The sequence below is a fragment of the Thioalkalivibrio sp. AKL10 genome, from assembly GCF_000381845.1.
Classification (GTDB): domain Bacteria; phylum Pseudomonadota; class Gammaproteobacteria; order Ectothiorhodospirales; family Ectothiorhodospiraceae; genus Thioalkalivibrio; species Thioalkalivibrio versutus.
The window spans coordinates 435,967-457,676 of record NZ_KB907143.1 but is presented as its reverse complement, the minus strand read 5'-3'; the positions used below and the strand labels follow the sequence as shown (position 1 = coordinate 457,676).

21 protein-coding genes are annotated in these 21,710 nt (G+C 66.0%); 5 read left to right on the top strand and 16 right to left on the bottom strand.

Going from position 1 to position 21,710, the window contains the following annotated elements; genetic code table 11:
- Positions 1-165: 165 nt before the first annotated feature.
- The 5 genes from G333_RS0107975 (at position 166) to G333_RS0107955 (ending at position 4,284) form a co-directional block, all read left to right on the top strand.
- Positions 166-1,002: a cobalamin-binding protein gene (locus G333_RS0107975; protein WP_019628145.1), complete on the top strand. Its 837-nt coding sequence runs from the start codon at positions 166-168 to the stop codon at positions 1,000-1,002.
- A gap of 139 nt (positions 1,003-1,141) precedes the next feature.
- Positions 1,142-2,113 carry an iron ABC transporter permease gene (locus G333_RS0107970; RefSeq protein WP_018145607.1) on the top strand — a complete coding sequence of 324 codons (972 nt, stop codon included), beginning with the start codon at positions 1,142-1,144 and terminating at the stop codon, positions 2,111-2,113.
- Positions 2,113-2,979, top strand: coding sequence for an ABC transporter ATP-binding protein (locus G333_RS0107965; RefSeq protein WP_019568273.1), 867 nt, complete (start codon positions 2,113-2,115; stop codon positions 2,977-2,979). Before G333_RS0107970 ends, G333_RS0107965 begins: the two co-directional genes overlap by 1 nt.
- Before the next feature lie 5 nt (positions 2,980-2,984).
- On the top strand, positions 2,985-3,350 hold the full coding sequence (locus G333_RS0107960) for a hypothetical protein (protein ID WP_019628144.1): 366 nt from the start codon (positions 2,985-2,987) through the stop codon (positions 3,348-3,350).
- Positions 3,351-3,435: 85 nt separating this feature from the next.
- Positions 3,436-4,284: a pirin family protein gene (locus tag G333_RS0107955; RefSeq protein ID WP_018951951.1), complete on the top strand. Its 849-nt coding sequence runs from the start codon at positions 3,436-3,438 to the stop codon at positions 4,282-4,284.
- Between the two features lie 327 nt (positions 4,285-4,611).
- On the opposite strand, the gene G333_RS0107950 is transcribed toward G333_RS0107955, so the two are convergent.
- The 16 genes from G333_RS0107950 to rnhB all read right to left on the bottom strand — a co-directional run bounded on the left by G333_RS0107950 (position 4,612) and on the right by rnhB (position 21,623).
- Positions 4,612-5,007, bottom strand: coding sequence for a VOC family protein (locus G333_RS0107950; RefSeq protein ID WP_019568276.1), 396 nt, complete (start codon positions 5,005-5,007; stop codon positions 4,612-4,614).
- Entirely contained in the window at positions 5,004-5,504 is a 501-nt protein-coding gene (ispF, locus tag G333_RS0107945; protein ID WP_018169848.1) for a 2-C-methyl-D-erythritol 2,4-cyclodiphosphate synthase, read from the bottom strand. The genes G333_RS0107950 and ispF overlap by 4 nt, the downstream gene beginning before the upstream one ends.
- Positions 5,501-6,247, bottom strand: coding sequence for a 2-C-methyl-D-erythritol 4-phosphate cytidylyltransferase (gene ispD / locus G333_RS0107940; RefSeq protein ID WP_019628143.1), 747 nt, complete (start codon positions 6,245-6,247; stop codon positions 5,501-5,503). The genes ispF and ispD overlap by 4 nt, the downstream gene beginning before the upstream one ends.
- Positions 6,240-6,647 (bottom strand): cell division protein FtsB, encoded by a 408-nt coding sequence (gene ftsB / locus G333_RS0107935; RefSeq protein WP_018145600.1) that lies wholly within the window; start codon positions 6,645-6,647, stop codon positions 6,240-6,242. The genes ispD and ftsB overlap by 8 nt, the downstream gene beginning before the upstream one ends.
- 190 nt (positions 6,648-6,837) lie before the next feature.
- Positions 6,838-8,115 (bottom strand): phosphopyruvate hydratase, encoded by a 1,278-nt coding sequence (gene eno, locus G333_RS0107930; RefSeq protein WP_018145599.1) that lies wholly within the window; start codon positions 8,113-8,115, stop codon positions 6,838-6,840.
- Between the two features lie 66 nt (positions 8,116-8,181).
- A complete protein-coding gene (kdsA, locus tag G333_RS0107925) occupies positions 8,182-9,024 on the bottom strand; it encodes a 3-deoxy-8-phosphooctulonate synthase (protein ID WP_018169851.1) in 843 nt (280 codons plus the stop codon).
- A gap of 61 nt (positions 9,025-9,085) precedes the next feature.
- Positions 9,086-10,753, bottom strand: coding sequence for a CTP synthase (locus G333_RS0107920; protein ID WP_019562555.1), 1,668 nt, complete (start codon positions 10,751-10,753; stop codon positions 9,086-9,088).
- Positions 10,754-10,859: 106 nt separating this feature from the next.
- A complete protein-coding gene (locus G333_RS0107915) occupies positions 10,860-12,536 on the bottom strand; it encodes a SpoIIE family protein phosphatase (RefSeq protein ID WP_019628142.1) in 1,677 nt (558 codons plus the stop codon).
- Positions 12,536-13,342 carry a GGDEF domain-containing protein gene (locus G333_RS0107910; RefSeq protein WP_019562557.1) on the bottom strand — a complete coding sequence of 269 codons (807 nt, stop codon included), beginning with the start codon at positions 13,340-13,342 and terminating at the stop codon, positions 12,536-12,538. The genes G333_RS0107915 and G333_RS0107910 overlap by 1 nt, the downstream gene beginning before the upstream one ends.
- A gap of 59 nt (positions 13,343-13,401) precedes the next feature.
- Positions 13,402-13,794 carry a DUF1987 domain-containing protein gene (locus G333_RS0107905; RefSeq protein WP_019562558.1) on the bottom strand — a complete coding sequence of 131 codons (393 nt, stop codon included), beginning with the start codon at positions 13,792-13,794 and terminating at the stop codon, positions 13,402-13,404.
- On the bottom strand, positions 13,794-14,384 hold the full coding sequence (locus G333_RS0107900; protein WP_018145593.1) for a SiaB family protein kinase: 591 nt from the start codon (positions 14,382-14,384) through the stop codon (positions 13,794-13,796). The genes G333_RS0107905 and G333_RS0107900 overlap by 1 nt, the downstream gene beginning before the upstream one ends.
- The gene (locus G333_RS0107895; RefSeq protein ID WP_018951942.1) at positions 14,377-15,102 is read right to left on the bottom strand and encodes an ABC transporter substrate-binding protein; all 726 of its coding nucleotides are present in this window, start codon (positions 15,100-15,102) and stop codon (positions 14,377-14,379) included. Before G333_RS0107895 ends, G333_RS0107900 begins: the two co-directional genes overlap by 8 nt.
- Positions 15,103-15,200: 98 nt before the next feature.
- Positions 15,201-16,397: a tRNA lysidine(34) synthetase TilS gene (gene tilS / locus G333_RS0107890; protein WP_026340925.1), complete on the bottom strand. Its 1,197-nt coding sequence runs from the start codon at positions 16,395-16,397 to the stop codon at positions 15,201-15,203.
- Between the two features lie 76 nt (positions 16,398-16,473).
- Positions 16,474-17,439 (bottom strand): acetyl-CoA carboxylase carboxyltransferase subunit alpha, encoded by a 966-nt coding sequence (locus G333_RS0107885; protein WP_018145590.1) that lies wholly within the window; start codon positions 17,437-17,439, stop codon positions 16,474-16,476.
- A 105-nt stretch (positions 17,440-17,544) separates the two neighbouring features.
- A complete protein-coding gene (gene dnaE, locus G333_RS0107880; protein ID WP_019628140.1) occupies positions 17,545-21,018 on the bottom strand; it encodes a DNA polymerase III subunit alpha in 3,474 nt (1,157 codons plus the stop codon).
- Positions 21,015-21,623, bottom strand: a complete 609-nt coding sequence (rnhB, locus tag G333_RS0107875) for a ribonuclease HII (RefSeq protein WP_019611808.1) — start codon at positions 21,621-21,623, stop codon at positions 21,015-21,017. Before rnhB ends, dnaE begins: the two co-directional genes overlap by 4 nt.
- Positions 21,624-21,710: the final 87 nt, after the last annotated feature.

Here is a 21,710-nt window from a genome sequence, read left to right as displayed (position 1 = left end):
CTGCTATGATGCCCCGCTAGTCCAGCGCCAGGTGGCGGCTCCCCAGCCGGCTCGAAGGCGCTTGAACAACCAATCCAATGCGACTGTAAAATCATGCAATTTTGGACTTCCCGAACTCCACTGCTCGCTTGCCTCCTGGGCCTGCTCTCAACCCCGCTGATCGCAATGGCGGACTCAATCACGGTCACCGACGACGATGACCGCGAGGTCCATCTGGAGCAGCCTGCCGAGCGCATCGTCAGCCTGGCGCCGCACATCACCGAGGTGCTGTTTGCCGTGGGTGCGGGGGACCGCATCGTGGGCGCAACGCAGTACAGCGATTATCCACCCGAGGCGGAGGCCATCCCGCGGATTGGCGGCTACAGCCGGATTGACCTGGAACGGGTACTGGAAAGAGACCCCGATCTGGTGATCGCGTGGAAGAGCGGCAACTCCGCCTCCCAGGTCGAACGCCTGCGCGAACTGGGACTGCCGGTGTACGTATCGGAACCACGCAGCTTCGAGGGTGTGGCCTCGAGCATGCGGCGCATGGCCACGCTCGCCGGCACGCATGACCAGGGCGAGGCCGCGGCAGAGGACTTCCTGGGCCGAATGGACGCGCTCCGCGCCACGTACGGCGACCGGGACCCGATTCGCGTGTTCTATCAGGTGTGGGAGCAACCGTTGATGACGGTCAATGACGACCACCTGATCGCCGAGGCCATCGCCGTCTGTGGCGGCGTGAACGTGTTCGGCAATCTCGACCGCCTGGTGCCACGCATTGGCCGCGAAGCCGTACTGGATGCCGACCCCGAGGTCATCATCGGCGGCGGCATGGGCGAGGACCGCCCCGACTGGGTGGTCGCCTGGGGCCAATGGGAGGATATGACCGCGGTCCAGCGCGACAATCTGTTCTTCATTCCCCCTTCGCTCCTGCAACGCCATACCGGACGCATCGCGGAAGGCACCGCCCTGATGTGCGAAGAACTCGAACGCGCACGCGCACGCCGTCCCGCCCCATGACCATGACGGTCCGCCTCACAGTCTCTCGGAAAGGATATCGCGGGACACCAATGAAGGAGCGTTGTACGTGCGCTGAAGGCAGCGCTCCCGCCGTTCCGGCAACCTACCGCTTCGCCCGCCTGGAGCGGAGGGCTACCGCTTGACCCGTTCGTTCCTCCTGGCCCTGGGCGTGCTGTTGCCCGCGTCTGTGCTCTCCGTTCTGGTGGCACTGGCCTACGGCAGCGTGCAGATTCCGTTCCCTGACCTGCTGAGTGTCTTCTTCGGCGAGGCCTCGCGACTGCACAGCACCCTGGTGCTGGATCTGCGCCTGCCGCGCGCGCTGGCCGCGTTCGCCGCCGGCGGGCTGCTGGGCCTGGCCGGAGCGCTGATGCAGGTCCTGCTACGCAATCCACTGGCCGATCCCTACGTGCTGGGGCTCTCCGGCGGCGCCTCGGTGGGCGCCTTGCTGGCGATGCTAGCGGGGCTGTCCATGTTCTCGGTCTCGGCCGCGGCCTTCGTGGGCGCCCTGCTGTCCACCATTCTGGTGTTCGGCCTGGCCCACGGCACGGGCAGCTGGACCCCGACCCGCCTGCTGCTGACCGGTGTCGTGGTGGCCGCCGGCTGGGGCGCGATGATCAGTTTCATCCTCGCGGTCAGCCCCACCGCGGAGCTCCCGGGCATGCTGTACTGGCTGATGGGCGACGTCTCCCATGCCCGCAACCCCTACCCGGCCTGGGGCGTACTCGTGGTCGTCGCCCTGCTCGCCCTGCCCTTTGGCCGCACCCTGAACGTGCTCGCGCGCGGGCCAATGCAGGCCGCGGCCCTCGGAGTGGCCGTACGCCCGGTGGAATGGACAATCTACGTCGTGGCGGCTCTGATCACCGCGACTGCCGTCACCCAGGTTGGCGCGGTCGGCTTTGTCGGGCTGATCGTGCCGCACATGCTGCGTCTGATCTTTGGCAACGACCAGCGCGTGATCCTGCCGGCCTCGGCCCTGGGCGGGGGCATCCTCCTCACCCTGGCCGACACCCTGGCCCGCACGATCATCGCCCCGGAACAATTGCCGGTGGGCGTCATCACCGCGATGCTGGGTGTCCCGGTGTTCCTGTTCCTGCTCTACCGGAGCCGCTGATGCCGCGTACACATCTCCCAGCCCCCGCGGCGACCCAGCCACACGACACGCCGGGCCTGGGCGCGCGCAGCGTCCACCAGGAACCGGGGCCCAAGACCCTGCTCGCCACGCATGAGCTCGTCATCGACGTGCCCGAGCGGCCGCCCGGTTCGCCGCTGGACCTGACGGTGGATCCGGGCCAGTGCTGGGGCATCCTGGGCCCGAATGGGGCCGGCAAGAGCACCCTCCTGCAGACCCTCGCCGGCCTGCGGGCCGCGCGTGCCGGAACCATCAAGGTCAAGGGACAATCCATTGCGACCCTCGCCCGCGCGGAACTGGCCCGTCGCCTGGGCCTGGTCTTCCAGACCCACCACGACGGCTTTCCCGCCACGGTGCTGGAGACGGCCCTGATCGGACGCCACCCGTATCTGCGGCCCTGGGATATCGAGTCCTCCGAGGACTACGCCCGCGCCCGTGCGGCACTCGCGGCGATGGATCTCGCCGACCTCGAGGACCGCATGGTGGACACCTTGTCCGGCGGGGAACGCCAGCGCCTGGCGATCGCGACCGTGCTGACGCAGGACCCCAGCCTGCTCCTGCTGGACGAGCCCACCAGCCAGCTGGACCTGCATCATCAGGTGGCCGTGCTCAACCGCGTGCAGGCCATCGTCGGTCAGGAAGACCGAGGCGCGGTGTTGGTCCTGCACGACGTCAACCTCGCGGCGCGCTACTGCGATCACTTGCTACTGCTATTCCCTGACGGACAGGCGTGCTGGGGCCCCACGGCCACCATGCTGGTGCCCAGCGCACTGGAGCGCCTGTACAACCAACGCCTGAGCGTGGGCGAGGTGGACGGCCTGCCCGTCTTCCTGCCCCGCAACGAGTAGTGCCCATGGAATTCTTCCGCACCCTGCATTCCGGCCTGGATGCCGAAAACCTGCAGCGAAGCCTCACCGTGTCCGCATTACCCGACGCCAGTGCCGCGATCGATACGCTGATCGCCGACGAGGGCCCTGATGCCGGCGTCGTGTACTGCCTGTGGGGCGAGTTTCGCGTCCATCGGGAAATCATCAACGGTGGCGTTCGCTTTTCCCTGCCGGAATGCCCGAATGGCCTCGCCTGGACGTTGACCACGGGTCATCCGCCCGCCGCGCACGCCGTCATCCTGCACCTGACCATCAATCGCCAGGAGCACGACCCGGACTTCGTCGAGAGCCTCGAGGCGTTTGCCGATTCCTGGGAGCTCCCCGTGCCCTGACAGAACGCTCCATGAAGGGAAACGATGCAATTTTCTTTTCGTTTCATGGTCGGTATGGTGCAGATCTGTTGCGAAGGAGAACGCCATGAACCCGACACCGCCGGACAGCGTGAAGACCTCTCATCCCACCCAGGACGGGGCCGGGGTGAAGATTCGGCGCATCCATGATTTCCGCGGCGGCCTGGATCCCTTCCTGATGCTGGACGAACTGAAGGCCAGCGCGCGCGAGGACTACATCGGCGGCTTCCCCTCGCACCCGCACCGCGGTTTCGAGACGCTGACCTACCTGGTCCACGGCGGCCTGACTCACGAGGACTCCATGGGCAACCAGGGCCGAGTGGAGGCCGGCGAGGCCCAGTGGATGAGCGCCGGCCGCGGTGTGATCCACTCCGAGATGCCGCTGCTGGATGCCGACGGCCTGCACGGCTTCCAGCTTTGGGTAAATCTGCCCGCCGCGCGCAAAATGGACCCGCCGCGCTACCGCGACGTGCGCGCCGACGCGATGCGCCACCTGCCGGAAGACGACGATTCGCTGCGCTTCAAGGCCATTGCCGGCTCCTGGCAGACCAGCGCCGGGGACACCGAAGGCGCGCTTCCGCAGATCGGCGAAGGCGCCGCCATGGCCGATCTCACGCTACCGGCCGGCTACCGCCTGTCGCTTGCGGTGCAACTGGAAGATCGCGTGCTGGCCTACGTGTTCGACGGCGAGCTGACCGGCCTCGGCACGGGCCAACTGGGCGTCTGGCACGGCCACACCCAGGTCCACCTGATCGCGCAGCAGGATGCCCGGGTACTGCTGTTCAAGGGGCGGCCGCTGGGAGAACCGATCGCCCACTACGGCCCGTTCGTGATGAACACCTCCGACGAGATCGAACAGGCCATCAGCGACTACCAGTCCGGCCAGCTCGCCGCCGAACCGGCCAGCATGGACTGAGCTCGAGCCGTCCAACCATCCCGCAAGTTCCTCGCGCGAGCCCCCCTCTCCGTCATTCCGGAAACCGCGCAGCGGTTATCCGGGATCTCACTGCGTGGAACGAGCCCCGACCCGCTGTCTCGCACCCATGCAGAAAACCACGGCTCTTCGGTTCGTTACGGCTGCGGTGAAGGGGCTTTGGGAGCCAAGGTCGCCATGGATGGCGTCGCGGGCCACCCAGCTAGGCTTGGGGCTGGATCCGGTGATCCCACGATCCGTTCCGTGGAGAAGGATGGCCCCGCAACGGGTGCAAGGTCGCTTGTTCGTGGCCGGCCCCCGCGTCCGGGATCAGACGCCTTCCTCGATCAGCTCGATGGTGTTGCCATCGGGATCGCGAACGAATGCGGCCGGGCGTCCGGAACGACTGCGCTCCACGGCAATCCCCGCCCCTTCCAGACGCGCTGCCAGCGCCTCCAGGCCACGGACGCGCAACGCCAGATGACGGTCCTGACCGCAGCGCACCCCGCGCTCGGTCGGATCGGGGTTCGGCACCTGCAACAGATGCAGAGCCTGTCCGCTCCCCAGGTCATACCACAGACCGGGAAAGTCGAGATCCGGGCGTTCCAGTGGCACCAGGCCGAGCTGCTCCCCGTAAAAGGCCGCCGCCACCCGCGTGTCCGCAATCACCAGGCTTGCGTGATGCAAACGCAGGATGCCGGGTTCTACCCCCTTCGCCGAAGTCATACCCGCATCACCCCCGAGGCCGGTTCGAGCAACACAATAGCCTGGGCCGCCACCCCTTCCTTGCGCCCGGTGAAGCCGAGGTGCTCGGTGGTGGTCGCCTTCACGCTGACATCGGCGATATTCAGGGCGGTATCGGCTGCCAGGTTCTCACGCATCGCGCGCACATGCGGTGCAAGCTTGGGCGCCTGCGCGATCACCGTGGTATCGATGTTGACCGGGCGCCAGCCGGCCCCGGCCACTCGTTCGAGCGTCTCCCGCAGCAGGACGCGGCTGTCCGCCCCTCGAAACGCCGGATCGGTATCCGGAAAGTGCAGGCCAATATCCCCCAGCGCCGCGGCGCCCAGCAGGGCGTCACACACCGCGTGGATCAGCACGTCCCCATCCGAGTGGGCCACGAATCCACGCTCGAACGGGATGCGAACGCCACCGAGTACCAAGTGGTCGCCTTCGCCGAAGGCGTGTACGTCGAAGCCCTGGCCAATCCGCAAGCCACTCATGCGCGAAACCCGCCTTCCAGGCGGCCCTGCTGCATCAGATACAGCCGAGCAAGCTCAAGGTCTTCGCTGCGGGTGATCTTGATGTTCATCGGGGAGCCCTCGATCAGCCGGGGTGCCTGGCCCAGGAACTCGATGGCGCTAGCCTCGTCCGTCACCGGATGCCCCTCGGCACGCGCCTGCGCGTTGGCCGTGCGAAGCATGCCCAGCCGGAACATCTGCGGGGTCAGGGCCCGCCAGACCCGTTCGCGATCCAGCGTCCGTTCGACCTTCCCGGCACCATCGCTCCACTTGATGGTATCGGTGCTGGAACTGGCGAGCAGCCCACCCACCGGATCGTCACGCAACTCGTGCAGCAGCCGGTCCACATCCGCTAGCGGCAGACAGGGTCGTGCCGCGTCATGCACCAGTACCCAGTCGTCCTCGTGCGCCCGTTCGGCAAGGAAGTCGAGCCCGTTCTGGACCGAATCCGCGCGTTCCGCCCCTCCGGCCGCACGGAACAGCCGGCCGCCGGCCAGCGGCAGGTCCAGGGCATCAGGGTCGACGTCCGGACCGAGTACCAGAACCACCCCCCGAATCCGCGGGTGTTCGAGAAAGATCGACAGGGTGTGGGAGAGGATCGTGTGCGATCCGAGTGTCAGGTACTGCTTCGGACGGTTGGATCCCATGCGTCGACCGATGCCAGCCGCCGGGATCAACGCCCAGAACGCTGGCTCCCGAGTCGGCACGTGTTCCGCGTCAGCCATCAAAGGGGTCCTCGGGTGGCAGGGTGTCGGTGGCGGGCTCCGCATCCTCCGGGACTTGGGCGTCCGGGCCCGGATCGGTCTCTCCAGCCGGGCCCGGTAGCGGCTCGACCTGCAGCCTCGTGGGCTCGTCCTCGCCCACCACGAAGAAGAAGATCTCGTCCTCGCGGATCATCCCCAGATCGCGGCGCGCTCGCTCCTCGACCGCCGCGGTACCGCCGCGCAAGTCGCGCACCTCGGCCTCCAGGGCCTGGTTGCGTTGTTCCAGCTCGGCATTTGCGGCTTGCTGTTGCGCGACCTGCTCGCGCAGATCGCGCACATCGCGCCAACTCCCCTCGCCCAGCCACAGGGGCCATTGCAGGGCCAGCAGCACGAGGGCCAGACCGATCAACAGGCCGCGCATCACCCGCACTCCGTATGGTTGAACAGAGAAAGCCCTCGCCCGCGCACCGCGACAGACGCGACAACGTGGAGACGAGGGCTTTCGCAAGTGGCCGGCATGCCCGGCATTCTACGAGCCCCGGACGACCGGGGACAGGAACCGCGCCGCAGGCTGAGGACTGCGTGGTGACCAAGGCCGTCCCGGGTCTCGATCAGCGCCCGAAGGTGAACGCCGACATGCCCGGATAGGTCGCCCGCGAACCCAGGTGTTCCTCGATCCGGATCAGCTGGTTGTACTTGGCGACCCGATCGGAACGCGACAGCGAACCGGTCTTGATCTGGCCGGCGCGCGTGGCCACGGCCAGGTCCGCGATGGTCACGTCTTCGGTCTCGCCCGAGCGATGCGAGATCACTGCAGTGTAATTGGCCTTGCGCGCCATCTCGATGGCTTCCAGCGTCTCGGTCACGGTGCCGATCTGGTTGAGCTTGATCAGGATGGAATTCGCAACGCCCTTGTCGATGCCTTCCTGCAGGATCTGGGTATTGGTCACGAACAGGTCGTCACCCACCAGCTGCACGCGATTGCCCAGGCGCTCGGTCAGCGTCTTCCAGCCGTCCCAGTCATCTTCGGCCATCCCGTCCTCGATGGTCAGGATCGGGTACTGGTCCACCCAGTGGGCGAGATACTCGGAGAACTCGTCGGCAGAGAAGGCCTTGCCTTCGGAATCGAGGTGATAGCGCCCGTCACGGTAGAACTCGGAGCTGGCGCAGTCGAGGCCGATCCAGATGTCCTCGCCCGCCTTGAAGCCGGCGTTGTGAACCGCTTCCAGGATCACCTCGATCGCGGCGGAGTTGGACGGCAGGTCGGGCGCAAAACCGCCCTCGTCGCCCACCGCCGTCGCCAGCCCGCGCTTGGACAGCACCTTTTTCAGCGCGTGGAAGACCTCGGCGCCGTAGCGCACGGCCTCGCGTACCGAGTCCGCCCCCACTGGCAGGATCATGAACTCCTGCATGTCCACACTGTTATCGGCGTGGGCACCACCGTTGATGATGTTCATCATCGGTACCGGCAGCAGCGTGGCGTCGTCGCCGCCCAGGGTCTCGAACAGTGGCTGTTCGCGATCCGCGGCCAGGGCATGCGAAGTGGCCATGGAGACGGCCAGTAGGGCATTGGCGCCCAGGCGTGCCTTGTTGTCGGTCCCGTCCAGTTCCAGCATGCGGCGATCGACTGCGGTCTGATCCAGCTCCATCCCACGCAGTGCGTCGCGGATCTCGCCGTTCACGTGGCTGACGGCCTTCAGCACGCCCTTGCCGCCGTAACGCTTTTCGTCGTCGCGCAGTTCCAGGGCCTCGCGGGCCCCTGTGGAAGCACCGGAGGGCACCGCCGCTCGCCCCATGGCGCCGGAATCCAGGACAACATCGGCCTCGACCGTCGGGTTGCCCCGAGAATCGATGATCTCGCGGGCGTGAATCTCCGCAATCTTGGACATGCTCTCTCCTTGAAAATACCCGCCCGGACGGGCCCGTCCGGGACGTTTTATCGATTCTTTCGGTCGTTAACCGAGACCGTACTCCGCCTCTGCAAACGGCTGCGCCTTGGCGGCGGCGTCCAGCGCCTTGAGCGTCTGCAACAGCTCGGCCATCTTCGGCAGCGGCCAGGCGTTGGGACCATCGGACAGGGCCTTCTCGGGATCCGGATGGGTCTCCATGAACAGGCCGGATACGCCAGCGGCCACCGCCGCCCGTGCCAGCACCGGCACGAACTCGCGCTGCCCACCGGAGCAGGCGCCCTGCCCGCCCGGTTGCTGCACCGAGTGCGTCGCATCGAAGACCACGGGGCAGCCGGTCTGACGCATCTGGGCCAGGCCGCGCATATCGGAGATCAGCGTGTTGTAGCCAAACGAGACCCCGCGCTCGCAAACCATGATCTGATCGTTACCGACCTCGCGGGCCTTGTCCACGACATTGCCCATGTCCCAGGGTGCGAGGAACTGGCCCTTCTTGATATTCACCGGCCGGCCCTGGCGCGCAACGTTCTGGATGAAGTTGGTCTGCCGACAAAGGAAGGCCGGGGTCTGCAGCACATCAACAACACTGGCGACTTCGTCCAGCGCGGTGTCCTCGTGGACATCCGTCAGGATCGGCACGCCGATCTCCGACTTCACTTTGTCCAGGATGCGCAGGCCCTCTTCCATGCCCAGCCCGCGGAAGCTCTTCGTCGACGACCGGTTGGCCTTGTCGAACGAGGACTTGTAGATGAACGGAATGCCGAGATCGTCCGCCATCGTTTTCAGCGCGCCGGCCGTCTCCAGGGCCATGGCCTCGGATTCGATGACGCAGGGGCCGGCAATCAGAAAAAAGGGCCGATCAAGGCCGACTTCAAAACCGCAAAGCTGCATGCTCTGTCCTGTCTGGAGGCCATCACCCTCCGGGTGCGGCCACAAAAAAGTGAACGGGCGCCTATTCCGTCAGCGCCGTGGTGGTTTCCGGTTCGCGGGCATCCTGGTAATCCCGGGCGGCACACACAAACGCGGTGAACAGCGGGTGGCCATCCCTTGGGGTCGAGGTAAATTCCGGGTGGAACTGGCAGCCCACAAACCACGGATGGTCGGCCAGCTCCACGGCCTCTACCAGTTCGCCGGATTCCGAGACCCCGGAGAGTCGAAGACCTGCGGCCTCCAGGCGTTCACGATAGGCGTTGTTGAATTCGAAGCGATGACGATGGCGTTCTCCCACCTCTTCGCGACCATAGGCCTCGGCAATGCGTGACCCCGGGGTCAGGCGCGCGCTCTGGGCGCCGAGACGCATAGTGCCACCGAGGTCACTGTCGGCATCGCGCTGTTCGATGCGGCCTTCCTTGTCCTGCCACTCGGTAATCAGCGCGATGACGGGATGCGGCGTGTCGGGGGCGAACTCGGTGCTGTGCGCACCTTCCAGCCCGACCACATCGCGCGCAAACTCGATGACCGCCACTTGCATGCCCAGGCAGATTCCAAGATAGGGCACATCGTTCTCGCGGGCGTAGCGCACCGCGGCAATCTTGCCCTCCACGCCGCGTTCGCCGAAGCCACCCGGAACGAGGATGGCGTCCAGGCCCTCGAGTTCGCGCGCGGCCTCGTTCTCGGCCCCTTCCAGCTTTTCCGAATCGAGATAACGAATCCGGACCCGGGTACCCGCCTGGATGCCCGCGTGGGTCAGGGCTTCGTTCACCGACTTGTACGACTCAGTCAGATCGACGTACTTGCCGATCATGCCGACCGTCACCTCGGACTCCGGGAACTCCATGGCATTGACCACGTGCTTCCAGTCCGAAAGATCGGCCTGCGGGACCTCGATATGGAGTTTGCGCAGCACGATCTCGTCGAGCTTCTGCGAATGCAGCCACAGCGGGATCTTGTAGATGTTGTCTACGTCCACTGCAGAGATGACCGCCTTCTCCTCGACGTTGGTGAACAGCGCGATCTTGCGCCGTTCACCCTCGGGGATCGCCTGCGTGGAGCGGCACAGCAGGATATCCGGCTGGATACCGATGGAGCGCAGTTCCTTGACCGAGTGCTGGGTCGGTTTGGTCTTGATCTCGCCGGCGGCCTCGATATACGGCACCAGCGTCAGATGCATGAACAGGGCGTTGTCATGCCCCAGCTCCACGCCCATCTGACGGATCGCCTCGAGAAACGGCAGGGATTCGATGTCACCGACCGTACCGCCGATCTCGATCAGGGCGATGTCGGCATCGCCGGCCCCCTCGTGGATCGAGCGCTTGATCTCGTCGGTGATGTGCGGGATGACCTGCACCGTGCCGCCGAGATAATCCCCGCGACGCTCCTTGCGGATCACGTTCTCGTAGATCTGCCCGGCGGTGAAATTGTTGCGCCGCGAGGTGCGAATGCGCACGAAGCGCTCGTAGTGCCCGAGATCCAGGTCCGTTTCGGCGCCGTCATCGGTGACGAACACCTCGCCATGCTGAAACGGGCTCATGGTGCCCGGATCCACGTTGATGTACGGATCCAGCTTGAGCAGCGTCACCTTGAGGCCACGCGCCTCCAGGATCGCCCCCAGCGAGGCGGATGCAATACCTTTGCCCAGAGACGAGACCACGCCTCCGGTAATGAAAACAAAACGCGTCATGCGGGAAACCTGGCTGGGAGCTGACAAGCACCCTGCCCCGGTTCGCACACGACAATCCGGGGCAGGCGGAAAACCCCTGAGAGAGTACCAGAGCACCCGCCCCCGCTCAATCGGAAGGTGGGGGCAGTGCCTCGTTTCCAGCCCGGGATGACAACGGCCGGAAGGCCACCAGGGTCATATCGTCACGCCGCGGCTCGCCGTCGCGATAATCTTCCAGCACCCGCACCACGGCATCGATCTTGGCGGCCAGGTCGCGACCACTCTTGTCCGAGAGCACCTGGCGCAACCGCCGCCGACCAAACAATCGCGGCGGCTCTCCACCGACGTGATCGTGCACGCCATCGGTGATCAGGAAGAATTCCGTGCCCGGCTCCACGTCGACCTCGTGGTCCACGGGCTGGGCCGGCTCCAGGCTGCGGTAGCCAAGGCCGCCGCGTACGCCCCGGATCTCCTCGACCTCGCCGCCACGGTCGATCATCAACGGCAGCCCGACCCCGGCAAAGGCCAGCTTGCGGTCCTCCGGTCGATACACGCAGACCGCGGCCTCCAGCCCGTCGTCCGAGTCGGAGTCATAGCCATCCTGACGCAGCCGCGAGCGTACCAGTCGGTCCATCTCGCGCAGGATGGCCGAGGGCTCCAGCAAACGGTGTTCGTGCAGGATGCGATCCAGCGCCGAGGCCACCACCAGGGTAATGAAGGCACCCGGTACACCGTGGCCGGTGCAGTCCGCCACCACCAGGATGCTGTGTCCGTCGATGGCCTCGACCCAGAAGTAGTCGCCACCCACCAGGTGCAGGGGCTCCCAGTAGATCTGCACCTCGTCCATGTGACCATCGAGGGCATGCTTGTCCGGCAGCATGGCAGTCTGGATGCGGCGGGCATAACGGATGCTCTCCACCACCAAGCGATTACTGCGCTCAAGCTCACGGTTGGCCTCGTCCACCTTGGCCAGCGCCCGTTCCGTCTCGGATTTCTCGGCTTCCAACTGCCGGGTGCGTTCCTCGACGCGCCGCTCGAGGTCTGCATTCAGCGCCTTCAGCTCGCCGCGGGCCCCGTCGCGCGCGTCCAGCCCCGCCTGAAAGGCCCGCAGCAAACGATCCAGCGAACGCCCCAGCGCCCCCAGCTCATCGTTCTCGTGATGGCCCAGGCGTGGCATCGGCCAGTGCGCAGGCTGCTCAGGGTCGGTGTCCGCCACCGCACGTGAAATCTTCAACATCGGACGGAGCATCAGCAGATAGAACAGTACAACCACCACCAGAGAGACGATCACCGCCTGGGTCACACTGGTCACGACCCCGGTCTGCAGCCGGTTGACGAAGGCTCGCCCCAATACGCCAGGGTCCAGTTCCACGCGCAGGACGCCCACGCCCTGGATATTTCCGCGGGTATCAGGGTGGCGCAGCTCGCGCTCATGGGTTTGCAGATCGCCGAAGAGCCAGTGTGCCCACTCGCCACCGGTCTGGGTGCGCTCCTGGGCATCTTCCGCAAGGGTGTTGCCAAAGTCGTCGAGGATCTCGACCCGCCGGATCTCGTCGAAAACCAGCAGCCCCTGGACCAGGGAATCGGCCTGGGCAGCGCTCAACTGGAAGGCCGCCTCGGCGGCGGGTGGTTCGACCAGGCGTTGCAGACGGTCGATCTGTTCGCCGGTCTCGGCACGGAAGGCATGCCAGTCCGAGGCAATGACATAGGCGCTGCTGAGAAGGCTCAGCGCCAGCGCCGCCAGCAGCGTGACAACGGCCAGCTTGGCGACAAGGCTACGATTCCGGCGGGTGCCGCCCGCCATCACCCGCGTTCGCCGTGCATTTGCACGATGACACGGTTGCGTCCCTCGTTCTTGGCCCGGTAGAGCAGGTCATCGGCCAGAGCCACCAGCTCGCCGGCATCCGGCCACGGGTTCGTGGTGATGACCAGGCCAATGGAAACTGCCAGCGCGAGCGGTTCGTTCTTCCAGTGCAGCGACGCATTCTCCACTGACGAACGAATGCGCTCGGCCAGTGCGACTGCCTCTTCGGCATCCAGATCCGCCGCCACTACCAGGAACTCTTCCCCACCCATGCGCCCAGCGTACTGTTCCGCCCCAAGCTCGCCCCGCAGGATGTCGGCAAAGCTCTCGAGGGCGAAATCGCCAGCAGCATGGCCGTGGGTGTCGTTCAGCGCCTTGAAGTCGTCGAGATCCAGCATCATCACGGTGAGCGAACGCGATTCCTCGCCAACGCGATCCGCCATGCCCTCCACACAGTCGATCACGCGGCGGCGCGAGAACAGCCCAGTAAGGGCGTCTTCCAGCGCCAGGCGCTCCAGCTCGGCCGTCAGGCGCTCGCGCTCACGCACCTCGTCGGACAATGCATTGTTGAGTTGTGCCAGGTGTTCCGCCTGCTCGCGCAACTGGCGGTTGGCCTCCTGCAGATCCGCCTGCATGCGGTCGCTCATGCGCATCATGCGACGCTGCGCCCGATAGCTCTCGGAATAGGCCTTGGCGAGCACCTTCACGCCATCGCCTACCGCATCCAGCGCCTCGAGCATCTGTTCGGAGCGCTGCATGACGGACTTTTCCTGCTCGAACAGGGAGAAGTCCGCGAGCCTCTCCATTTCCTGGCCCTCCCGTGGCCGGGTAGCAGGATTCATCGGGTCATCTCGGGAGGGGGCCTTCATGTCAGCGGACACATTCGGAAGTCAGCGTGTTCGAAATCTTCGGAGAAGTCTTCGCCGAACTCCTCCATGGTCTCGTCGTCATCGTGGTAACACCAGTTGATCCGTACCTTCAGACCCGACTCGGCGCCGTCTTCCAGGATCTGGAACATGTTCATCAAGGCCTTCGCAGTCGAACTGTTGAAGTAGATCATCTCCACGGTGAACTCCACCTCGTCGCTGGCCCGGTCCTCGACCGCCTGCCGCAACCCCTGAGTCAGCGGACCGTAGAAGTTCGCGGCATCTTCCGGATACGACTCGCCAGACAGCCGGTACTGCCCCGCTGCGAAATCGAAAACGACAGCCGGGGTCCTGTCGGTTGCCTCGTGTTCAATGGTCTCGACGACTGCCATCAGATATAGGCCTTCAGGACAAAATAGGATTGCGCATCGGAGAGATGCTGAAAGTCGAACTGGATGGGCTCGCTTGCGCGGCGTGCGATCTCGATCAGGCCGATGCTGCCGCCCTTGCTGCCTTCGTCCGGTGGTTCCCGCAGCTTTTCCTTGTAAAAGCGGCGCAACTCATCGCTGTCCATGCCCGCGAGCTCACGCAGGCGCACGGCCAGGGTGTCGGCATCCTTGCGCCCGATCACATTGCCGCAAATAACGAAGAAGCGGCCGTTTTCCGACCCGACGGTAATCATCCCGGAGCTCAGCTCGACGGGGGGCTCCGCATCGTGCTCGATACGCTCGGCTGAATAGCGAATCACGTTCTGCACCTGTTCCACGAACACGGAGAAGACGCGGTTCACGGTCTTCGTATCGGTGGACTCCAGTCGGATTTTCTGCCGCAGCGCATCCCCCAGGGCCTTCAGGATGCCCTCGGAAATGTAGCCAGTGAACGAAAAGATGATGCCGCGCCGCGTCATGTTGCGCTGAAAGCCCAGCACCTCCTCGGCGATCAGGGCCGACGATTCCGTCCGGGCCTCGGCTGCGTCAGTCATTGCGCTCTCCATTACTGTCCAGGACATCCTGCACGATGGCCGCATAGCGCCCGTCCGCGCGCATCGCATCCAGTTCCTCCTGCATGCGATCCAGCGGGGCTCGCGCGGTTTCCGGGTGGCAGGCCAGGGACATCACGGTATCGTTGAACGCGAACAGGGACCGGAGTTCCCCGATCCCCTCCTGGCGGGCATACCAGGGGGCCAGATGCTCGCCGCTGACCCATACGTCGATCCGGTTGGCCGCGAGCTTGCGCGCATTCAGCCGGTCATTCGGTGCGGTATCCACGGGGATGCCCCGGCCCTCCACGAAGAGCGCGACGGCATCGTCTCGATAGCCCCCGACGCGGTACCGTTCCAGATCCTCCAGCGACTGCGCATCCACCTTGGCATCTTCAAGCACGAACGCATGCCACTGGTTTTCCACGAGAGGACCGACCCAGGTGAACAGGTCTTCACGTTCGGAGGTGCGCGTGGTGGAAAAGACGCAGGTACCGGGTTCCGACTGAGCCTCGGCATAGGCCCGACTCCACGGCAGCAGGCGGATCTCGGCGTCCACCTGTGCGACATCCAGCAGGGCATCCATCACCCGGATCGAGATCCCGTCCAGCTCGCCGGTTTCCGTCTCGAAATTGAACGGGGGGTAGCTCTCGGTCGTGAGCATCAGCGAATCCGCGGCCAGAGGCGCGGCCAGCAGCATCCCGGCCGCCAGCACCCCCATGCCCGTACGTCGTCCGCACTGTGCCGCGAAACCTGTCACGTACCGCTCACCCGCACCCCTGAATACGACCCAAGAATTGTCCGATTTGGACGGGCGCGTCAACTCCCAGCGTGAACCATCCCGGCCCAGAGCACCGCCACAATCGCTCCATCCAGCTGACGCAAAAGCGGAATCCGGCTGCGTTCCCAGGGGGCGATCCCGCGCTCTTGCATCAGCTTTTTCAGGGACCGGCGCCCGGCGGGGGTCGCGACCACCTCGCCCCCGCTTCGATAGCTAACGGTGAGCGCGGCCTCGCGGTCAACGCCGAGCCGCGGCAGCATCTCCCGGGTCAGGCGGCGTCCGTCTGCCAGAATCAGTTCCGACTGATCGGCTGGCCAGGGCTGTTCGGGCGGCGGACCCGCAGCCTCCTCCTTCGGCCCGGCGTGCAGCTGATCGCGATAACGCCGCATCCATCCGCCATCCCATTCCACGGCGGGGGAGGCCTCGGGGTTGTCCACGAGGACCTGGCGCAGGAATTCGCCCAGGCGGTCGTGGCCGGGCGGACGAAGGCCCTGCTCGCGCAGCCAGTGCCGTAGCAGCCCGCGCTGGGTACTCGAGTCGAGCGCGCGCAGGCCGCGGAGGTCCAGGCTACCGTCCAGCGGGTCTCGCAGCCCTTTCAGTAGCCCGGAAAAGTGCTGACGGCATTGCCCGACCGCCTCCTGCTGCCAGGCGGCAGCGCGCGCCAGCCCGGCCGCGCCATCAAATCGCTCCTGCAACAAGGGCAGCACCGACTGGCGCAGGAAATTGCGGTCGAATCGGGGATCTTGATTGCTGGGATCGTCATACCAGTCGAGGCCCTCCTGCTCCGCCAAGGCGGCCAGTGCCTCGCGGGGCAGGCCCAGCAAGGGTCGCCCCAGCCAGGTCTCGCCCTCGCGGCGCAGCGGCCGCATCGCCTGCAGCCCTTCGGGCCCGCTGCCGCGCAGGGCGGCCAGCAGGAACGTTTCTGCCTGATCGTCCGCATGCTGCGCGGCCAGGATGATGCCCGTAGCGTCCAGCCCTTCGCGCAGCATCGCGTAGCGTGCCTCGCGCGCCGCGGCCTCCACGCCGAGGGCACGGGTGTCGAGTGAGCCGAGGGTACGGAGCCGGAACGGGCAGTTCAGTGCCTGTGCAAAGGCGCGGCAGTGCTCGACCTGCTCGCCGGAGTCCCGACGCAGGCGATGATCCACGTGCATGGCCTCGAGGTTGGGGATACCCAGGCGCACCGCGGCGTGGAGCAGCACGGTCGAATCGAGACCGCCGCTGAAGGCGATGCGCACCTGACGATAGCCGGGATGCGCCTGGAGGAAGTCCCGCAACGCCGCGGCTACAGGATCGAGCGCCCCGGCACCGGGATCAGGAAGCGGCTTCCTGGAAGGCACCGTAATCCATCAGCCGGCGATAGCGCCGCTCCAGGCGCTTGCCCGGGTCCAGCCCTTCCAGGCCGTCCAGGGTTTCCAGAAGCGCGGCGCGCAGACTGGAGGACATGGTGTCGGGGTCGCGGTGGGCACCGCCCAGGGGTTCCGGCACGATGCGGTCCACCAGCCCCAGCTCGCGCAGGCGTTCCGACGTGATGCCCAGGGCCTCAGCGGCCTCCGAGGCCTTTTCCGCGCTCTTCCAGAGGATGGAGGCACAGCCCTCCGGCGAAATCACCGAGTAGGTCGAGTACTGCAGCATCAGGGTGGCGTCGCCCACCCCAATCGCGAGGGCCCCACCGGAGCCGCCTTCGCCGATCACCGTGGCAATGATCGGCGTGTCCAGGCGCGCCATCACTCGCAGGTTGCGCGCGATGGCCTCGCTCTGGCCACGTTCTTCCGCCCCCACGCCCGGGTAGGCACCCGGCGTGTCGATGAAGGTGAGCACGGGCATGCGAAAGCGCTCGGCCATCTCCATCAAGCGCAGGGCCTTGCGGTAGCCCTCCGGGCGCGGCATGCCGAAGTTGCGGTAGACCTTGTCGCGGGTCTGGCGCCCCTTCTGGTGCCCGATCAGCATCACCGGCCGCCCGTCCAGGCGCGCCACGCCGCCCACGATCGCCGGGTCGTCCCCAAAGGCACGGTCGCCGTGCAGTTCCTCGAACTCGTCGAACAAGTCGGGAATGTAGTCAAGAGTGTAGGGTCGCCGCGGATGCCGCGACATCTGCGAGACCTGCCACGGGGTCAGCTTGGCGAAGATGCTCTCGGTCAAAGACCGGCACTTGCCTTCCAGGCGCTGGATCTCTTCCTGGATGTTGACCTCGGCATCGTCGCCGACGTAGCGCAGATCGCGGATCTTCGCTTCCAGTTCGGCAATGGGCTGTTCGAAGTCGAGAAAGTCCGGATTCATGCAGGGTCCCGAAGACTTGGTTGTGGATACCGACGAAGGATGCGAATTGTAACCAATTGCGGCGATCCCCGCTCCAATGCAGGTGCGGCGACGCCTTGTTTCCAGCTATCGGCCGTAGAGCACCTCGGCCTCGCAACCCGGACCCAGGGACTGCTGAATGCCACGCAACAGCCGCTCGTCCGGGCGGATGGTCCACCCCTCCGGCAGGCTGATATCCGCCTCCAGCCCGTCACGGCGATAGCACAGGTGCACACGGCAAGGCCCCTCACGATGCGGCTCCATCAGCCCGCGCAGATGGGCCACCTGCTCGGGAACCACCCCTTCCAGGCACAGGTGCAGCGCGCGGGCCCACTGGACCCGCGCTTCATCCAGGCTGTACACGGTACGGGCCCGCATACGGATCCCGCCAGCATAGTCGTCGAGCGTGACCGTGCCCTCCGCGACCAGCAGGGCATCCGGCTCCAGACGGTCCTTGTAGGTGGTGAAGTCGTCGTTGAACAACACCACCTCGGCCCGCCCGCTGCGGTCGTCCAGGGTGACGATGCCCATGCGCCCGCTCTGCGTGTTGCGCACCCGCACCCCGACGATCAGACCGGCGATGCGCACGGTCTCCTGCTTGCCCCGCCATTTCTGGCCCTGGGGCTCGTCCGGGCGATCCTCCAGCTTGGCCTCCAGCGCCTGCAGCGTGGTGCCGGTCAGACGCAGCAACTCGGCGCGGTAGCGCTCCACCGGGTGGCCGGTCAGATAAAGTCCCAGGGTGTCCTTCTCGCCGCGCAGACGATCGTCGTCCTCCATCTCGGCGAGGGTCGCGCTATCCGGGATCACGGCCGCAGCCGGATCCCCGAACAGGTCCACCACACCCAGATTGGCATTGCGCTCGCTCTGTTCGGCTGCCGCGACCGCCATCGGGATGTCGTTCAGCAGCGTCGCACGGTTGGCGCCGATCCGATCCATCGCGCCGGCGCGCACCAGCGTCTCCAGCACACGCTTGTTCAGCTTGCCGAGATCCACCCGCTGGCACAGGTCCACCAGCCCGTGGAATTCGCCGCCCTCGCCGCGCGCCTTGAGCAGGGTGTCGATGGCCGACTCCCCGACGCCCTTGATCGCGCCCAGGCCGTACACCACGGTCTGTGCGTCGTGGCAGGTAAAGCGGTAGTCCGACTGATTGACGTCCGGCGGCAGGACCTCCAGGCCCATGTTGCGGCATTCCTCGATCAGCCCCACCACCTTGTCGGTGTTGTCCATGTCCGCGGACAGCACCGCCGCCATGAACGGCGCCGGATAATGCGCCTTGAGCCAGGCGGTCTGGTAGGCAACCAGGGCATAGGCCGCGGAGTGCGACTTGTTGAAGCCGTAGCCGGCGAATTTCTCCATCAGGTCGAAAATGTAGGTCGCAACCCCTTCGTCCACCCCGCGCCCCAATGCCCCCTCGAGGAAGATCTCGCGTTGCTTGGCCATCTCCTCGGGCTTCTTCTTGCCCATCGCGCGGCGCAACAGATCCGCACCACCCAGGGTGTAGTTGCCCAGCACCTGGGCGATCTGCATCACCTGCTCCTGGTACAGGATCACGCCGTAGGTGGGCTGGAGAATCGGCTCCAGATCCGGATGCGGGTATTCCACCTGGGCACGACCATGCTTGCGGTCGATGAAGTCGTCCACCATGCCCGACTGCAGCGGGCCCGGGCGGTAGAGGGCCACCAGCGCGATGATCTCTTCGAAGCTGTCCGGCTGCAGGCGGCGGATCAGGTCCTTCATGCCACCGGATTCCAGCTGGAACACGGCGGTGGTCTGGTAGTCCTTCAACAGGCGGAAGGTCTCGGCGTCATCCAGCGGGATGGCGTCGAGATCGACCTGTACCGCGGCATCCATCTTGCGGACGTTGTCCACCGCCCAGTCGATGATGGTGAGCGTGCGCAGGCCGAGGAAGTCGAACTTCACCAGACCGACCGCCTCGACGTCATCCTTGTCGAAGTGGGTCACCAGCGAGCCGCCGTCGTCTTCGCAGTAAAGCGGGGAGAAATCCGTCAGTGCGGACGGCGCAATCACCACCCCGCCGGCATGCTTGCCCGCGTTCCGGGTGAGGCCCTCGAGTTTCTGCGCGAGATCGATGATCGCGCGCACCTCCTCGTCTTCGTCGTACTGCGTCTTGAGGTCCGCGCTCTCGGTCAGGGCCTTTTGCAGGGTCATGCCCAGCTCGAACGGGATCAGCTTGGCAATGCGGTCGACAAAGCCGTAGCCATGACCCAGCACGCGCCCAACGTCGCGCACCACCGCCTTGGCGGCCATGGTGCCGTGGGTGATGATCTGCGAGACCTTGTCGCGCCCGTAGCGCTCGGCGACGTAGTCGATGACGTCGTCGCGGCGCTCCATGCAGAAGTCGACATCGAAGTCGGGCATGGAGACACGTTCAGGGTTGAGAAATCGCTCGAAAAGAAGATCGTAACGCAATGGATCCAGGTCGGTAATACCCAGCGCATAGGCCACCAGAGAGCCCGCACCGGAACCACGCCCCGGGCCCACGGGGATGCCATTGTCCTTGGCCCACTGGATGAAGTCCGCCACGATCAGGAAGTAGCCGGGGAAGCCCATCTGGCAGATCACATCCAGCTCGCGCTGCAAGCGCGCCTCGTAATCCGCCGCCGGCGCGAAGCAGAAGCGCTCCAGGCGCCCTGCCAACCCCTGCGCCGAGGTCTCGCGCAGGTGGTCTTCGACCGTATAGCCCTCGGGAACCGGGAAGTCCGGCAGGACCGACTCGCCCAGGGTCAGGCTCACCGAACAGCGTCGCGCGATCGCCACGCTGTTGGCCAGGGCCTCGGGGATATCCGCGAACCGCTCCGCCATCTCCTCCGGGGTACGCAGGTACTGCGCCTCCGAGTAACGGCGCGGGCGCCGTGGGTCGTCCAGAGTCACGCCGTCATGGATGCAGACGCGCGCCTCGTGGGCCTCGAAGTCCTCGGGCCGCAGGAAGCGAACATCATTGGTGGCCACCACCGGCAGATCGAACGCCTCGGCCGCGGCCAGCGCCTGTTCGATCCAGGCCTCTTCGCCCGGGCGGTCGCTGCGCACCAGTTCCAGATAGAAGCGACCCGGGAAGCGCTGCATCCACGGCTCGAGATCCTCGGCCAATAGCGCGCGCGCGGCCCCCGAACCGTTCACGAATAACCCGTCGATCCCGCCAGACAATGCGATCAGGCCCTCGGCGGCCGCATCCAGCCAGGCGCAGTCCACTCGCGGAATGCCCTTCTCCTGACCCTCCTGCCAGGCGCGCGAGATCAGCCGGGTCAGATTGCGGTAACCCGGGTCGTTCTGCGCCAGCAGGGTCATGCGTGCCAGGCTGCCGTCGGCGCGGGCATCGCGAACCAGAACGTCCGCACCGATGATGGGCTGCACACCCTCTGCGATCGCGGCACGGTAGAACTTCACCAGCCCGAACAGGTTGCAGTGATCGGTTACCGCGACGGCCGGCATCCCGCCCTCGGCCACCGCGTTCACCAGTGGCTTCAGGCGGACCAGCCCGTCGATCAGGGAATACTCCGAGTGCACCCGCAGGTGCACGAAACCGGTATGGCCTTCGCTCATGCCCCCATCTCCTGTTCACGCGCCGCCAGCGCACGCGCGACCGGGCCGAAACTACGGCGGTGTTGCGGGCACGGCCCCAACCGTTCCAGGGCCTCACGATGCGCCACCGTGGGGTAGCCGGAATGGCGATCGAAGCCGTAATCGGGGTAATCGTGATGCAGATCGCGCAACCAGCCGTCGCGCGCCACCTTTGCGACGATGGAGGCGGCGCTGATCGCAGCCACCGACCCATCCCCGCCGACGATCGCCTCGGCAGTCCAGGGGCCCTGCGGTGTGAAGCGCCCGTCCACCAGCAGATGTGCCGGCGCGATGGCGAGCCCGGCCGCCGCCCGCTGCATGGCGAGCAGCGTCGCATGATGGATGTTCAGTTCATCGATCTCCGCCGCCTCGGCCCGGCCCAGCGACCATGCCAGCGCGTCGGCACGGATCTGCACGTCCAGCGACTCGCGGCGTTTCGCGCTGAGCTTCTTGGAGTCGGTCAAGCCGGGGCAGGTGTAGCCTTCCGGCAGGATGACGGCGGCCGCCACCACCGGCCCGGCCAGCGGCCCGCGCCCCACTTCGTCCACGCCGGCGACATAGCGCTGCGCTGCCTCTAAATCGGACATGGAGTCTCCACCACGGTGAACTGCGGGCAATCGCCCGAACGCGAACATGCGCCGCGCCGGGGATCCGTTACAATAGCGCCGAAAATC

Excerpts from the sequence above, each read along its gene's own strand:
- G333_RS0107975 (WP_019628145.1), top strand. The coding sequence starts at position 166 with ATGGCGGACTCAATCACGGTCACCGACGACGATGACCGCGAGGTCCAT.
- G333_RS0107965 (WP_019568273.1), top strand. The coding sequence starts at position 2,113 with ATGCCGCGTACACATCTCCCAGCCCCCGCGGCGACCCAGCCACACGAC.
- G333_RS0107960 (WP_019628144.1), top strand. The coding sequence starts at position 2,985 with ATGGAATTCTTCCGCACCCTGCATTCCGGCCTGGATGCCGAAAACCTG.
- G333_RS0107955 (WP_018951951.1), top strand. The coding sequence starts at position 3,436 with ATGAACCCGACACCGCCGGACAGCGTGAAGACCTCTCATCCCACCCAG.
- G333_RS0107950 (WP_019568276.1), bottom strand. The coding sequence starts at position 5,007 with ATGACTTCGGCGAAGGGGGTAGAACCCGGCATCCTGCGTTTGCATCAC.
- ispF (WP_018169848.1), bottom strand. The coding sequence starts at position 5,504 with ATGAGTGGCTTGCGGATTGGCCAGGGCTTCGACGTACACGCCTTCGGC.
- ispD (WP_019628143.1), bottom strand. The coding sequence starts at position 6,247 with ATGGCTGACGCGGAACACGTGCCGACTCGGGAGCCAGCGTTCTGGGCG.
- ftsB (WP_018145600.1), bottom strand. The coding sequence starts at position 6,647 with ATGCGCGGCCTGTTGATCGGTCTGGCCCTCGTGCTGCTGGCCCTGCAA.
- eno (WP_018145599.1), bottom strand. The coding sequence starts at position 8,115 with ATGTCCAAGATTGCGGAGATTCACGCCCGCGAGATCATCGATTCTCGG.
- kdsA (WP_018169851.1), bottom strand. The coding sequence starts at position 9,024 with ATGCAGCTTTGCGGTTTTGAAGTCGGCCTTGATCGGCCCTTTTTTCTG.
- G333_RS0107920 (WP_019562555.1), bottom strand. The coding sequence starts at position 10,753 with ATGACGCGTTTTGTTTTCATTACCGGAGGCGTGGTCTCGTCTCTGGGC.
- G333_RS0107915 (WP_019628142.1), bottom strand. The coding sequence starts at position 12,536 with ATGGCGGGCGGCACCCGCCGGAATCGTAGCCTTGTCGCCAAGCTGGCC.
- G333_RS0107910 (WP_019562557.1), bottom strand. The coding sequence starts at position 13,342 with ATGGAGAGGCTCGCGGACTTCTCCCTGTTCGAGCAGGAAAAGTCCGTC.
- G333_RS0107905 (WP_019562558.1), bottom strand. The coding sequence starts at position 13,794 with ATGGCAGTCGTCGAGACCATTGAACACGAGGCAACCGACAGGACCCCG.
- G333_RS0107900 (WP_018145593.1), bottom strand. The coding sequence starts at position 14,384 with ATGACTGACGCAGCCGAGGCCCGGACGGAATCGTCGGCCCTGATCGCC.
- G333_RS0107895 (WP_018951942.1), bottom strand. The coding sequence starts at position 15,102 with ATGGGGGTGCTGGCGGCCGGGATGCTGCTGGCCGCGCCTCTGGCCGCG.
- G333_RS0107885 (WP_018145590.1), bottom strand. The coding sequence starts at position 17,439 with ATGAATCCGGACTTTCTCGACTTCGAACAGCCCATTGCCGAACTGGAA.
- dnaE (WP_019628140.1), bottom strand. The coding sequence starts at position 21,018 with ATGAGCGAAGGCCATACCGGTTTCGTGCACCTGCGGGTGCACTCGGAG.
- rnhB (WP_019611808.1), bottom strand. The coding sequence starts at position 21,623 with ATGTCCGATTTAGAGGCAGCGCAGCGCTATGTCGCCGGCGTGGACGAA.